The organism is Streptomyces sp. NRRL B-24572, assembly GCF_002156145.1.
GTDB classification, from domain to species: domain Bacteria; phylum Actinomycetota; class Actinomycetes; order Streptomycetales; family Streptomycetaceae; genus Streptomyces; species Streptomyces vietnamensis.
Genome location: NZ_MWIG01000132.1, coordinates 1 through 13,867, shown reverse-complemented (window position 1 = coordinate 13,867; position 13,867 = coordinate 1). Strand labels below are relative to the sequence as shown.

General features: G+C 69.7%; 11 protein-coding genes and 1 pseudogene. 1 reads left to right on the top strand and 11 read right to left on the bottom strand.

Annotation, left to right across the window (positions count from 1 at the left end):
* Positions 1-359: pseudogene (locus tag CCN56_RS08615) on the bottom strand (LytR family transcriptional regulator); the annotation flags it as partial.
* A 124-nt stretch (positions 360-483) separates the two neighbouring features.
* Between CCN56_RS08615 and CCN56_RS08610 the strand changes: the two are divergent.
* Complete coding sequence (locus tag CCN56_RS08610; protein ID WP_086825165.1) at positions 484-1,512, top strand: glycosyltransferase family 2 protein; 1,029 nt, start codon at positions 484-486, stop codon at positions 1,510-1,512.
* Positions 1,513-1,639: 127 nt separating this feature from the next.
* On the opposite strand, the gene CCN56_RS08605 is transcribed toward CCN56_RS08610, so the two are convergent.
* From CCN56_RS08605 to CCN56_RS08560, 10 genes are all read right to left on the bottom strand, one after another.
* A complete protein-coding gene (locus CCN56_RS08605) occupies positions 1,640-2,068 on the bottom strand; it encodes a hypothetical protein (protein ID WP_086825163.1) in 429 nt (142 codons plus the stop codon).
* Positions 2,069-2,264: 196 nt separating this feature from the next.
* Positions 2,265-3,446 (bottom strand): ABC transporter permease, encoded by a 1,182-nt coding sequence (locus CCN56_RS08600; protein ID WP_256961865.1) that lies wholly within the window; start codon positions 3,444-3,446, stop codon positions 2,265-2,267.
* 65 nt (positions 3,447-3,511) lie between these two features.
* Positions 3,512-4,261, bottom strand: coding sequence for an ABC transporter ATP-binding protein (locus CCN56_RS08595; protein ID WP_373412841.1), 750 nt, complete (start codon positions 4,259-4,261; stop codon positions 3,512-3,514).
* 2 nt (positions 4,262-4,263) lie between these two features.
* Complete coding sequence (locus tag CCN56_RS08590; RefSeq protein ID WP_107484115.1) at positions 4,264-6,039, bottom strand: peptidoglycan-binding protein; 1,776 nt, start codon at positions 6,037-6,039, stop codon at positions 4,264-4,266.
* A 73-nt stretch (positions 6,040-6,112) separates the two neighbouring features.
* Positions 6,113-7,078, bottom strand: a complete 966-nt coding sequence (locus CCN56_RS08585) for a hypothetical protein (RefSeq protein ID WP_143664466.1) — start codon at positions 7,076-7,078, stop codon at positions 6,113-6,115.
* Positions 7,079-7,226: 148 nt separating this feature from the next.
* Entirely contained in the window at positions 7,227-7,649 is a 423-nt protein-coding gene (locus CCN56_RS08580) for a hypothetical protein (protein ID WP_086825155.1), read from the bottom strand.
* A 375-nt stretch (positions 7,650-8,024) separates the two neighbouring features.
* Positions 8,025-9,764, bottom strand: a complete 1,740-nt coding sequence (locus CCN56_RS08575) for an LCP family protein (RefSeq protein ID WP_086825154.1) — start codon at positions 9,762-9,764, stop codon at positions 8,025-8,027.
* 50 nt (positions 9,765-9,814) lie between these two features.
* Positions 9,815-11,566, bottom strand: coding sequence for an LCP family protein (locus CCN56_RS08570; RefSeq protein ID WP_086825152.1), 1,752 nt, complete (start codon positions 11,564-11,566; stop codon positions 9,815-9,817).
* A gap of 230 nt (positions 11,567-11,796) precedes the next feature.
* Positions 11,797-12,993 carry an LCP family protein gene (locus tag CCN56_RS08565; RefSeq protein WP_086825150.1) on the bottom strand — a complete coding sequence of 399 codons (1,197 nt, stop codon included), beginning with the start codon at positions 12,991-12,993 and terminating at the stop codon, positions 11,797-11,799.
* Positions 12,994-13,290: 297 nt separating this feature from the next.
* Positions 13,291-13,867, bottom strand: a 577-nt coding sequence (locus CCN56_RS08560) for a TIGR03089 family protein (RefSeq protein ID WP_107484114.1), incomplete at its 5' end; no start/stop codon positions are given.

The window sequence follows — 13,867 nt, the reverse complement described above, 5'->3', positions numbered from 1 at the left end:
TCCGAGATGTGCACGAGCATGACGGTGTCGGTGCAGTGACAGGGGGCACCGCCGAGCCGGTACTTCTTCTTCTCCTCGGCGGTGATCCGGTCCCGCCCGTCGGTCCCGACGACGAGCACGTTCATCCCGTGCCCGGCCTGCGCCTGCGGCCGGTTCTTCATGTCCTTGAAGGGGTCGACCCGGGTGATCCCGGTGTCGAGGCCGGCCACCACGGCGTGCCCGATCCCGCCGGCCGTGAGGACCGCCACGGAGAGCGCCGTCGCCATCCGCATCCCCCACCGGGGGCGCCTCCGCGGCCGGCGGGCCGGTACGCGGCGGGCGGCGGGCCGGGGACGGGGCGTGCGGGGCGGTGTGGGCACGGACGGACACCTCCGCGGTGGGACGGGGAAACCGTGAGCACCGTAGGCCCATACGATCAGTGCAAGGGCGCACCACCCGCTCGGCGCGCACCGGTGTCCCCCGTTCGCGGTAACGTGGCGGGCAATGAACGCCACGCCCCCCGTCTCCGTGATCATGCCGGTCCTCAACGAGGAGCGGTATCTGCGCACCTCGGTTCGTCACATCCTGGAGCAGGAGTACGACGGCGAGATGGAGGTGGTGATCGCCCTCGGCCCGTCCACGGACCGTACGGACGAGATCGCCGCCGAGCTCGTCCGCGAAACCGCTTCGGGCAAGCGCCGTGTCATCACGGTGCCGAATCCGACCGGCCGCACCCCCGCCGCCCTCAACGCGGCGATCCAGGCCTCCCACCACCCGATCGTGGTACGCGTCGACGGCCACGGCATGCTGTCGCCCAACTACATCGCGACGGCCGTCCGCCTCCTGGAGGAGACGGGCGCGCAGAACGTCGGCGGTGTGATGCACGCCGAGGGCGAGAACGCCTGGGAGGACGCGGTCGCGGCCGCGATGACCTCGAAGATCGGTGTGGGCAACGCGGCCTTCCACACGGGTGGCGAGGCGGGTCCGGCGGAGACGGTGTACCTGGGCGTGTTCCGGCGCGAGGCGCTGGAGCAGCAGGGCGGGTACAACGTGGAGTTCATCCGCGCCCAGGACTGGGAGCTGAACTTCCGGATCCGTGAGGCCGGGGGCCTGATCTGGTTCTCGCCGGAGCTCCGCGTCCAGTACCGCCCGCGGCCCTCGGTGAAGGCCCTCGCCAAGCAGTACAAGGACTACGGCCGCTGGCGCCACGTGGTGGCCCGCTACCACGAGGGCTCGATCAACCTGCGCTACCTGGCCCCGCCGACCGCCGTCTGCGCGATCGCGGCCGGCCTGGTCGTGGGCGCGGTCCTCACCCCGCTGGGCTTCGTGATCCCGGCGGGTTACCTGGCGGCGATCACGGCGGGCTCGGTCCCGGCGGGCAAGGGCCTGCCGCTGAAGGCCCGCCTGCAGATCCCGGTGGCCCTCGCGACGATGCACATGTCCTGGGGCTACGGCTTCCTCACCAGCCCCCGCTCCCTCGCGAAGAAGGTCATCGCGAGCCGCCGCCCGGCGGTGAGGACGGCGAAGATCTGACGCGTCACCGCCGCGTCAACTTCCCCTTCCCTGGGGTGATTTGGCGCGGCGATGCGTTGCGAGGCAACGGGGGAGCCCCGGCGGGATGCGTCGGGGCTCCTCCTCGTCGGGCCGGTGGTGCCGCGCGTCAGCAGACGCTGGAGGTCGAGCCGCCCGTCGTGTTCAGGTAGCCCGTGGCGTGCGTGCAGTAGGCGGCGGTGTTGGCCGCCGTACCCCAGAGCTCGGACCGCGTCGTGTTGGACAGCGACGCGACGCCGTAGTCCGTGCCGGAGTCGGACTCGTTGACGACGTGGACGTAGAGGTCCCAGTTCGTGTGCGTGTTGCGGTACTGCTGCCACACGTAGATGTAGGCGTAGTTGTACCCGCACCCGTAGTACTGCTTGACCGAAGCGGCGTCCACGCCGCCGATCTGGATCACCCGGGTGGTGCCGATCTGGGACACGCTGGCGCACCCGGAGGGCGTGCTCGCGGCGGCGGAGGGGGCGTTGACGAGGGAGAGGCCCGCTATCGCGGCGAGTGCGCCGAGGGTGGACGCGGCCTTCTTGGCGAGGTTCATGGGGAGTTGCTCCAAGTGGAGGGACTGCAGGGCCCGTTGAAGCTATTCGTCATGATCGTTCCAGGCAATCGACCAGGGCCCATGAGTTGCGTCACATTGTTCTGCTGGATTCCCCTGCGAATAGGGCGAGTTGGGGGTGCCGGACGGTCGGACCCCGTGCGGGGCCCGACCACCCGTTGCCGGCATCCCTGCCGTATCACTGCCTCAGTGCATCGAGAGGCTCGATGCGGGCGGCCCGGAGCGCCGGGTAGAGGCCGGCCAGCAGACCCACCACGGATCCCACGAGCGGAGCGGGAAGTACGGTGACGGGATCGAGAACGGCCGTCCACTCCTGAAGCAGGGCCACCGCCACCACTACGGTCACGCCGATGCCCGTGCCGATGAGCCCGCCAAGCGTTCCCAAAGCGGTCGACTCGGTGAGGAATTGCACCGCGATGTGGCGGGGGCGGGCGCCCAATGACCGTCGCAGTCCGATTTCACCCGTACGTTCGAGAATGGCGACCAGGGTGGTGTTGGCGATTCCCACCGCGCCGATCACCAAGCAGATCAGAGCCAGCAGGAGAAAGAGCCCGGACAGCGAGGTGTTCACGGCGTCCCGCAGCGAGTGCGGGTCGGGCGGGGGCACGGCTGTGAGCAGGCGTGGGTTGTCGGGACGCAATGCGATCGGCGCCTGGTGCGCGATGAGGCGGGCGGCACCGAGGCGGGTGTGGATGATCATCTGCGCCGGGTGGTCGACGGGCGGACCGAACGCCTTCAGGGCGGTGGACGTCGGGATGATCACGCCCAGCAGCGACTCGGGCATGCGCTGGACGTCCGAGACGACACCCACCACGGCATAGGCGGTGCTGTTGACGAAGACGACGGGCCGGTTGTCGAGCCGGGTGATGCCGAGTACCCGGGCCGCCCCGCTGCCGAGCACGCATACCGGTTCGCCGCGCCGCTGGTGGAACTCGTTGTAGAGGGTGCCGGTGCTGAGCGTCGGCTCAAGGGCGTTCAGCGCACCGGGGGAGGCGGCGAAAACCGTCATGCCGTTGCTGCCGCCCTCGCTGGGAGGCAGGGGACGCGTGGCGATGGTCGGGCTGTGCAGCGGAGCCGGCCACCACACGCCGGCCGCCCGGACACCGTTGAGCCGCTCTATCCGTTGATCGGAGTCCTTGGGGAAGTTGACCGTGGGAATCTGCCCCTCGGTGGGCTCCACGTCGTTGACGGTGACGGTGCTGGCCTGCAAGGTGCTGAAGGAGGCGCTGATCTGGCCGGTCGCCGTCGAGGTGAATCCCAGCACCGTGACGAAGGCACCGACCCCGAGAATCGTGCCCAGCATGGTCAGCAGGGATCGCCCGGGCCGCTGGACCAGACCCGCGAGCGATTCGGCGAGCATGTCGCGTACCAGCAGGCGGGAGGGCGAGTACCTCTGGGAGTCCGGCGTTCGCCGTAGCCGTGAGATCACCTGTTCGGCCGCCGATCCGAGAGGATGCGCCCGTCCCGGATGGTCACGACACGCCTCGCCCGATCGGCCACGGCCGGATCGTGGGTGATCACCACGACGGTGAGGCCGGTGGCGTGCAGTTCTTCCAGAAGCCCCATGACATAGGCCGAGGTCTTCGAGTCGAGGTTGCCGGTGGGCTCGTCGCACAGGATCAGGTCCGGTCGGTTGACCAACGCGCGGGCGATGGCGACACGCTGGCGCTCGCCGCCGGACATGGTCGGCGGCAGCGCGTCAAGGCGGTGTCCGAGTCCGACCGTGCGCAGCGCCTCCACGGCACGGGCCGGGCGGGCCTTGCGGTCGGTGGTCACGTAGAGCTGGGCGAGTGCGACGTTTTCCGTGGCGGTGCGATGGGGCAGCAGGTGGAACGACTGGAACACGAAACCGATCTTGCGGCCGCGTACCGTGGTCCGTTCCGTTTCTTTCATGGTGGAGACGTCGACGCCGGCCAACTCGTAGCTGCCGGCCGTGGGGCGGTCGAGCATGCCGATCAGGTTGAGCAACGTCGACTTGCCCGACCCCGAGGGGCCGACCACCGCGACGAATTCCCCGCGTTCGATCTCCAGGTCGGTCGGGTGCAACGCGTGGACCTGGACCGTTCCGGGATAGGTCTTGGCCAGGCCACGGAGACGTATGGTGGGCGCCTCGGCCGGCGGAGGCACGTCTGCCCCGGCTTCGGCGGCCGCACGCCTGCGACCTCCGGTGAGCAGCTTCACTGCCCGATCACCACCCGGTCGCCCGCGCGCAGCGCTGCGGGATCGCTCGGAGTGACCTCCACCAGTCCGTTGGCCGATACGCCCGCGGTGACGGGGGCTTCATGCCGGGTGCCGTCTGCTCGGACGACCGTGACGATGGTCCGGGTGTCCGCACCCGAGGTGATCGCGGCCTCGGGCACGGTCAGCACCGCCTTGTCCGTGGCAGCCGCGGTAATGGTGATGCGTACGTTCTGACCGTCGAAGCGGGTGTTCCAGGTGCCGCTCGGAAGTACCTCCAGCGGGAGGAACGGAACGCCGCCGTTGAGGAGAGGACCGCTGGGCTGCCCGTTCTGGCTGCCTGCGTCGGCAGCGCCCTTCGGTGTCGTGCCGTTGGCCTTGTCGCCCGGGGTGACCAGCGAACCGACGGACCGCACCCGTCCTTCGGAGGACAGGCCGAGGCTCTCGGCGGTGATCTCGACCTTCATGCCGGACTTGACCAAGGGACCCCGCGTGGGGTCCAGATAGCCGGTCAGGTGCAGACCGCCGGTGGCCAGCGAGACGACCGGACCGGAGACCTTGTCGCCGATCTTGGCGGGCAGCGCGGTCACCCGTGCCGGCAGGGTGGGAACGAAGGCCATCTCCGAAGCGGGGACGAACACTCCGTCCTGGGCCTCGGCCAGGTTCAGGGCCTGCTGTGCCTGTACGGCCTGCTGCTCGGCCCGGGCCAGCTGCTGCCGCGGTGTCCCTCCGCCGGCCGCGGAGCCGTCGCTCTTCCCGTCTCCGGCTGCCGAGCCGTCGCTCTTCCCGTCTCCGGCCGCCGAGCCTCCGCTCTTCCCGTCTCCGGCCGCGGCGGACGCCGACGGCCCTGCCGTCGGCGCGGACCCGCCGGCCGGCTTCCCGGAGGTCGCGTCCTGGAGCCGGCGGACCTGCTGCTGAGCCTCGTCCACGGCGGTCCTGGCCTGCTGGACCGCTTGCTGGGTCTCTTTGCCGGTGATGGGTGCCGGATATCCCATCTGTCGGTACAGCCGGCTTACGGCGGCTTTGGTGGCGGCACCGAAATATCCGGTGGCGTCGCCGCCCTGGTACAGGCCGAGCCCGCCGAGCGCGGTCTGCAGCTGGGCGATGTCCCGGCCGGACTCACCCGGAAGCATGTCCCGGTATCCGGGAATCGCACCTGGCAGCACGTACACCGGCCGGTCGGACACTTCGACAAGGGGTTGGGCGGCCCTCGCCTTGTCGCCCAGACGGACAAGGGTCCTGGTCAGGATGACGGCCGAACCCGCTGGATTGATGCCCCCGAAATGCGAGGCCGTCGCGGCGACGGAGGCCGGCGTCACCGAGAAGGGCTCGCCACTGGAGAAGTCACCGCGCAGGACCACGGTGTTGGCCAGCTTCTGGTACACCACCGGCGCGGTCAGAACGCTGGCCCGGGGCGCACGGGCGTCCGCCGCCAGCTGGGCCGGGGACTTCACGAGCATCGATCCGGCCAGACCCCCGATGGACAACAGCGCCGCCGCCCCGGCCACACCGATGACCAGGCGCCGCCGTCGCGCCAGCCGCGAGCGGGCCGGGACGGGTGTCGCCGTGTGCTCCACCGCCGGGAAGCTCTCTGTCGCTTCGTCCGGTGTCTCGGTGAACGGCTGCTCGCTGCCGGATGTCTCGGTGAACGGCTGCTCGCTGTCGGACGAGCCGGCGACCGGCGCGTCGAGTTCGGGCCGAGGTCCCGGGACCTCCCGCTGGCTTTCCGCGTCCCTCTGTCCGTGACCAGCTGATGTCTTCATCAGATCACCCATCAATTGCGCGCCTTGCCGATCGGATTGGTGTCCCACCGCATCGCAGCGGGACAGGCGGTCGTCAGCGTCGCCCTCAGGAGGCGGGCGTGGCGCCGGAGACGATCGAGGCGACCCGCTTCGCCTGTGCCCGCAGGTCTGCCTGCGCCTGCTTCAGTTCCTCGGCATGCTGATCGATCTGGGTGTTCTGGTAGGCGGTCTCGACTGCCGCCCACACACCGACGAGGTTGGCGCTCTTGGCGCAGTTCCAGTCCGCCAGCGCGACCGCGATCTCCTGGGAGGTGGCCACCGGTGTGTTCCACCTGCTGTCGCCGCCCGCGTCGAACGAGGTCTTGTAGTTGCCGTAGCCCTGGGCGCTCATGCACTTCACCCAGGCTGCCTGCGCCGCGATGACCCGGGGATCCTGCCGGGACAGCTCGAACGAGTGCGCCCGGATCTCCTCGGCCCTCGGCGAGTGTCCGGCCCGAGCGTCGTCCGAACCCGAGATGGCCCGGCCCGCCTCGCCCGCGCAGCCTCCCTCGGGCACCGCGATCCCGTGGTATTCCTTGACGGGGCCTTGGGGCGTCGACCCGGTGAGGATCTTCATCTGTTCCTCTGTGGGCGGGACGCCAGACCTGTTCTTCGCTGCGCGAGGGTCGTTCTTCGGCATGTGGAAGCCGAACTTCTGGGCGACTTCCAAGGACTCGGGAACGCCGTATCGACGAGTGTTCTTGCCGAACCCCGGCGACGTCGGCTCCGGCAGCTTGAGGCTGAAGCCGAACCGGCTCGCACATCGTGTTTCGAGCACGGTCATCGCTCTGGCGGTCTGCTCCAGGTCGGATCCCTTCGCCATGAACTCGTCAATCGGCAACGAAAGTCCGGCGGTGTCCGACCGTGGCTCGACCTTCTTGACGCCCGGTATCTTCGAGACCACCGGCTGCGGTGCTCGATGCGAGCTGTCTGCCGCTCCGTCCTGCCCCGCGCTCGAGCATGCAGTCGCACCACCGAAAACCGCGAGGGTCAGCGTTGCGCTTGCGATGGTACGTATGTTGATGAGCTGCATCGTAAACCTCAGGCAGGGAAGTGCATTTGTCTGGCCGAGCGCGGCCCGGCCAGACAAACACGGAAACGGGTGATCAGGCGGCGCCGCGTTCAGACGGATGGGCTACGGAGCACCCATCCACCTGTGACGGCGGGCGGTGGGGCGGCTGTCAGCCGACGCCGATGCCGACCTCGGTCGAGGCGTTCTCGTTCCAGGTGTAGTAGAGCGGGCCGCCCTGGCCGTCGTACGCGAAGTCGTAGTTGCCCTGGTAGCCGCTGTTGAACCAGACGGTGCCACCGGAGCCTTCCCAGTACTCCGACTCCATCGCCGTGGCGTTGTTCTTCACGTACTGGCCGGAACCGGTGCCGGTGCCGGATATGAAGTGGTGGTCGCGGAGGTCGTAGACGCTACCGTCCTGACCCCAGATCGCGCCGCTTCCGTCGTGCACGTAGAAGAGGCACAGCGGCTGCCAGTTGCCGCCGCCCAGGACCGTGGCATTGCAGCGGCCGGTGTTGTTCCCGTACGAGCGGTGGCCTGCCGCGTTGGACGGCGCGGCCGTGCTCAGGAGTGCGACCGCGACGAGACCCGCCACGGAAAGTTTGGACCAGATGCGCAACGTCTTACCCTTACGTCTCTGTCTCTTGCCGTGGAAGCAAGAGAGTTGATGGGTGGTCAGAGATCTGCTCAGGGGCCCCCGTTGCGCAGAAAACGTCTTATTATCTGATCACTGTCTCGGGTGGCGCAAGGAGATTTCGCGCGGCGTGGCGGCCCAACTCCCCTTCTAAAGCGCCTAGTTCACGTTCCCTTCGGTGCGTCGGCCGTTGGGTGCGCCCCGGAGGGGACGGGCGTGCAGAACGTCGGCGGTGTGATGCGCGCCGAGGGCGAGACCGTCCGACCCGTCGTACGGCGAAGGCCGGGCCCCTGGTGGGGGTCCCGGCCTTCGCCGTACACGCGGTGCCGCGGAGTCCTAGGACTTCCCGTCCCACTCGTAGATCTTGGGGTTGACGGTCATGCAGTCCGTCTTGTCGTTCGCGCCCTCCGGCAGGTCGCCCGCGGTGACCGTCGGCTTCTTGTAGGTGCTGCCCTCGCGCCAGTCGGCGCCGACGATCAGCGTGAGGTCCGTGACCTTGGCGTCCGCGCGGACCGCCGTGGCCGGCAGGCCCAGAGCGGTGGCCACGGACTGGGCGTTCGCCTTGCCCTGGTCGCCGGCGTCCTTCGGGTAGAACACCACGGTGTCCTTGCGCGGCTGGGCCTCCCTGGAGTGTTCGGCCCGTGTGAAGCCCTTGCCCTGCAGCTGCTCGGCCAGCGCACCGGCCCGGCCTTCCTGGGCCGGTGCGCCGTCGCCCGCGGTGCCGTTGACCACCGTGACCGCGAAGGAGCCGGGCGCCTCGGCGACGGCCGTCGGCTTCGCCGGGGCGGAGGGCTTCGGCTTCGCGTCGGCCGGGTTGCCGTTCTTGTCCATGGCCACGTCGTCGCGGAGCATCGCCCACATCTTCTCGGCGGCCGACTGGCGCGGCTGGAGCCAGGCGTCCGGGTTGCCCGGATACGCGTCCGTCGGGACGGTCGCCGTGGTCAGCCGGTCCAGCTTCACGTTCTTCAGCTGCATCGACAGGTCGAACAGCTTCGCCACCGTGCTGATCTCGTCGGAGACCTTGAAGGCCTTCGTGGCGGTCTCGGCCAGTCCCATCAGACGCGGGGTGTCGGTCCAGGCGTCCTGGTCCTGGAGCTTCTTCATCAGGCCGTTCATGTACATGTGCTGGGCCTGGGCGCGGCCCTGGTCACTGCCCCAGGCGTGCCGGGTGCGCAGCCACTGGAGGGCCTGCTCGCCCTTGATCTCGTGGGTGCCCTTGGGAAGCTTGAGGTGGGAGCCGCCCGGGGCGGCGGGCGTCGACTTGTCGTAGACGCCGGTCTTCACGCAGACCGGGACGCCGCCGACCTCGTCGGCCATGGCGACCACACCCGCGAACTCGATCATCATCCAGTGGTCGATGTAGACCCCGGTGAGCTTCTCCCAGGTGGTGAGGGTGCAGCCGGCGCCGCCGCGCTGCAGCGACTCGTTGATGGGCCGGTTGGTGGTCTCGGGGTACGTTTTGCCGTCCTTGCCCGTGCACTCGGGGATCCTGACGACCGTGTCGCGCGGGATGGAGATGATCGAGGCGTTCTTCCGGTCCGCGGAAATGTGCAGCAGCATCTGCACGTCGGCGAGCGGTGGCCGGTACCGGTCCTTCTTGCCGCCGCCCAGGGCCACGTTCCTGGGGTCCTTGCGGTCGTCGGAGCCGATGAGGAGGATGTTGAGCGGGGTGTCGCCCAGCGCATTCGGCGCGGCCTTCTTCACGCCGCTCTCGCCGCCTGCGCGGCCATCGCTGCGGATGTTGCCGTTGAGGTGCTGGTAGTACGCGTATCCGGCGCCGGCCGTGCCGAGTATCAGCACCGACAGGGTGATCGCCGTCCAGCGCAGTACCTTGCGCTTGCCGTTCTTCTTGGCCCGCTGGCGCGCGGCGGCGCGTCCGCCCGTGCCCGTACCGCCACCGTTCCCGCCGCGCCGGCGCGAGGCACGGGTCGACGCGGGTGCGGCCGCCTCCTCAGGAGCCGCACTCTCCGCTCCGGTCGCCTCTCCGGCGCCGTACAGGTCGTCGTCCCAGCCCAGTTCACGGGCGCGCGGAACGCGCCCGCGCGTTCCCTCCCCACGCACGCTGTTCTGTCCCACCCCAGGTCCCCTCGTGAGTCAGGAGTGCGCCAAGCCCCGGTGTTTCCGGACTACTTGGCGCACACCTGCTTGTCAGCTTCTACCTTCTCGACGTCCGGCGCCTTCGCCGGTCCGTTGATGGGCACCCCTGCGCCCTTGAAGTCGGCGCCGAGCACGAGCGTCATGGGCTCGCGTGCGGCGGCATCCTGTGTGCCCGGCTTGAGCGCCGAGGCCGGCAGGCCCATCATGTCCGCGAGCTTGCGGGCCTGATCGGCCTGGTTCGGTGCATAGGTGAGCGTGGTCTTCGCCGCCTTCTCGGGGGCGTTGCTCTTGTTGGTGGACCGCGTCACACCCTCGTCGTTCTGCAGCCAGTTGATGGTCGACTGGGCCGCGCCCCGGATCCCGCTGCCGTTGTAGACGTCGACGCGTACGTCGACGGCCTCGGCGCGCGGGCCCTGGAGCAGCTTCGCCTGGGCCTTCGCCTGGGCGTTCTTGGCGTCCTGCTGCTTCCTCTTCACCTCGGTGAAGGAGACGTCGTTCTGGATCATCGAGAACACCTGCGGAGCCTTGACCGGGTCGAGGACGACCGTCGCCCGCTTGTTCGGCGGCTCATCGGGGTTGTCGACGACCGGAACGGTCATGAAGCTGATGTTCTTGAGGTCGACCTTCCCGATCTCCTTGGCCAGGCTCGTCAGCTTCAGGGCACTGCCTATCCCCTTGTCCACGGTCAGCGCCTCGGTCGCCGCGTTGGCGACCGAGAGCAGCTGCGTCGGGCTGTCCAGGGTGTCTTCCTTCAGCTGCCGGATCATGGACGCGACGAACGCCTGCTGCATCTTGATCCGGTCCAGGTCGCTCTCGTTGCCGAGACCGTGACGGTTGCGGAGGAACGCGAGCGCGGTCTCGCCCTGGATCCGGCTCTCGCCCGCCGGCAGGTCGAGCTTGGAGTAGCCCGGGTCCTTGATGGGCTCGGTCAGACAGACCTTCACGCCGCCGACCGCGGCCGACAGCGTCTTGACGGCGTTGAAGTCGACCATCATGAAGTGGTTGATGCCCACTCCGGTCATCTCCTTGACCGTGCGCATCACGCAGCCGGGGTCGCGGCCGTTCACACCGAACGACTCGTTGAACCGGGTCTTTCCGAGCGAGCCGGGGATGAGCTTCGTCGAACCGTCGGGCTGCTTCGTCGGGCAGTCCGGGATCTCGGTCTTGAGGTCCCGGGGGATGCTCAGGACCGTCGCGTTCGTGCGGTCGTCGGAGACGTGCATGAACAGCGTCGTGTCGGCGTGGCCGGTGACGTTGTCCCTGTCCCCGTAGCTCTTGTTGCCCACGCCGGTGCGGACGTCGTTGCCGATGATCAGGATGTTGAGCGGCCCGTTCATCCCCGGGGTGTCGACCGCGGCGTCACCGACGTCGACCGTGCCGATGTTGCCGTCGAGCTTGCTGTAGATCGCGTACGCACCTGCCGCACCGCCCACGAGGATGAACGCCATCGTGCCGCCGGTCCACAGCAGGACCTTCTTCTTGCGGCTCGCGCCCTGCTTGCGCTTGCGGCGGCTCTGCGGCGGGACCTGGCCGCCGTCGGCGGGCTCGGGGGCGCGGCGGCGGCGCTGGCCGGGGACGGGTGCCTCGGCCGGCGTGGAAGCGGGTGCCGACGAGGGAGCGGTGGAGGCCGGTCTCCGGGAGCGGGACGGGGTCTGCGATCGGGGCTGGGACTGCCCAGCGGAGCGGTCCAGTCGCAGTTCGTAGTTGCCGGTCCGCGGGTTGAGTACCCACTGGTCGGCGGGGTCGATCTCGTCCGCCTGTCCACGGCTGTGCGCGTCCACGGTTACTCGAATCCTCCGTCGGTGCCACGCGAGGCGCCTCCCCCGCAGGGCGCCGCTCTCTCGGTCGTTCGATCCTTGGTCAGTGCGGCCACGCGGTCGGGTGCACCGGATCGCGTCACAGTATCCGCCCAGTTCAGCGTGGGGCGACGTCCGTGACAAATTCCACGCCCCTTACAACCGGGCAATTTGCTCAAACCTCATCCCTCTCCACACTCCCCTTGGGGCGCCCTTTACCCGCACACTCCCTCCGCCGCGTTCCGTCCCGTGAAGGTGGGCGTCGCGGACGGCGGCACCGTGCCGCTGTCGTCGGGCTTCCCGTCCCCACCGTGCTCTTTGCTCTCCGGTGTCACCGCGATGGGCCTGTCCTCGCGCAGCTGCTTGAAGAGTTCACTCGCCGCGGGTTGCACCAGTTCGTCCCGGTTCGCGTCGTATCGGTAGGACCGGCGCGGGACGGTGAGGAACTGCACCTTCGCGGTCGGGATGGCCCGCATGGCCCGCGCCAGGTCGTACAGGTCCTTCAGCGAGTCGAGCCCGGGGTCCGTGGTGATCGCCTTCGTGGCCGCGTCCAGGACCGGATACAGCTTGGTCGGGTTGAGCAGCACCCCGTCGCTCTGCACCTTGTTGACGAGGGCGCCGAGGAACTGCTGCTGACGGTCCATCCGTTCCGTGTCGCTGCCGTTCCCGATCGACTTGCGGGCCCGTACGAAACCGAGTGCCTGCTCCCCGTGGAGCGTCTGGCGGCCCGCGGGCAGCTTCAGCTTCGCGTCCGTGTCGTCCACGGGCTCCTTGAGGCAGACCTCCACCCCGTCCACGGCGTCCACCATCTTCTTGAAGCCCCGGAAGTCGATCACCATGTGGTGGTCCACCCGGATCCCGGTCAGCTTCTCGACGGTACGGATCGTGCACGCCGTACCGCCGAACTCGAAGGCCCAGTTGAACTGCGCGAACTGCTCACGGGTGCGGGTCCCGTCCGCCTTGCGGCAGCTCGGGATCGTCACCATCAGGTCGCGGGGCAGGGAGACGGCCGTCGCGCTCGACTTCCCCGCCGCGAGGTGCAGCAGGATCGTCGTGTCGGAACGCTGGGTGCCCTCGTCCTTGCCGTACTTGCGGTTGTCCGCGCCGGCCCGGGTGTCCGAGCCGATGATCAGGATGTTCCGGGCGGTCGTGGTGCCGGCCGGCGGGCGCTCCTTCTCGTACTTCTCCAGCTCGGCGGCGGCGGTGGTGTCGGTGGTGATGTTGTGGTCGAGCTTCCGGTAGAACCACCAGCCGACCCCGGCGGCGGCCAGCACGACGACCGCGCAACCGAGGGCGGTCCAGCGCAGCCAGTGGCGGCGCCGGTGCGGCTCCTCCGGAGCACCGGGCGCCGTGTCCTCGTCCTCCGTGGCCGGAGGGTCCGGTTCGGCGGGCGTGCCTGCGCGGTCCGTCACGTCAGGGTCCGTCCTTCATGGCGTCGGCGGCGCGCCGGGCGTCCACCGGTCACAGGAGGAGACGGCCGAACCCGACGCATGGTTGTGCGGAAGGAGTCGACTCCCCCCGGGCCGATCATGTACCGGAGCGGCTTCTGGTGGTGGACCCACGCCCAGGTGTGTCGGGGCGGATGCCGGGGCGTGACGGCAGGGCGCCCGGCCGGTGCCGGTGGGCGCGAGCGGCCCGGAGGGCGGACGGGTGTGTCCTGCGGGCAGGAGCCGGGACGGCTCGGAGGGCCGTCCCGGCGAGGGGGCCGCTCAGAGGGCCGAATGGGTGACGCGCTCGCTCTCCACGCGCTTCTCCAGGCCCTCCGCGCCCAGCTGGTCCAGGTTCCGGCACAGGACCACCGAGCCGCCCGCCGCGAGGGGGGCGTACAGGCCGGCCGAGAGGCCCTCCCAGGTCCCGTAGTCGAGTCCGGACAGGAGCCGGGAGCCCGGGGCGAGGCCGAGGGCCGCGGCGTCCGTCCGGGCCTGTTCGACGAGCTGGGCGCCGCTGCGTTCCGTACCGTCGACGACGAGCGCCGGAGCCTCCGGATCGACCGGTGCGAACGGGGCGAACCGGTCGCCCTGGCTCGGCACCTCGACCGCGTAGTCCGCGTACCCGGCGGGCGCGGCCGGGAAGCGGCGGCCCAGCGGGGCCAGGGAGAGCGCGATCCGCTCCCCGGAGCAGGCGAGACCCGCCTCCAGGGCGTCGGGACCCGCGACCACGACGTCCGCGTCCGCGGGGTCGCCGCCGATCTCCGCGACCACGCCGACGGACGAGCAGGCGAGCAGCCACACGGCGCTCTGCCAGTGCGCGGGCAGCAGCAGCGCGAGCCGGTCGCCGGGCCCGGCG